Origin of the sequence: Paenibacillus dendritiformis, assembly GCF_015845845.1 — a bacterium.
Taxonomy (GTDB): Bacteria; Bacillota; Bacilli; order Paenibacillales; family Paenibacillaceae; genus Paenibacillus_B; species Paenibacillus_B dendritiformis_C.
In genome coordinates this window covers 1-210 of sequence record NZ_LDIG01000001.1, presented here as the reverse complement: position 1 = coordinate 210, position 210 = coordinate 1, and the positions used below count along the sequence as shown (strand labels likewise).

Below are 210 nucleotides of genomic sequence, written 5' to 3'. Positions count from 1 at the left end.
ACTGGCTTTACAGGAGCTTTGGACAACGCCTCACATTTACGCAGATCTGTTTCTCCGGGAGTGGATTGGGTGGGCTATTCGTTCCCAACTTCCACCCATGGTAAGTTTGGCGAGAACGATTAGGCAGCACGAAGAAGGGATCCTTCGGTGGTTCCATAGTAAGATGACGAACGGCTTGTTGGAAGGCATTAATGGTCTGGTTCAAGCAGC

Annotated in this window: 1 protein-coding gene; it reads left to right on the top strand. The window is 50.5% G+C overall.

All coding sequences use genetic code 11. The annotated features are described in order from the left end of the window. Position 1: 1 nt before the first annotated feature. Positions 2-210, top strand: a 209-nt coding sequence (locus ABD76_RS00005; protein WP_275100736.1) for a transposase, incomplete at its 3' end; no start/stop codon positions are given.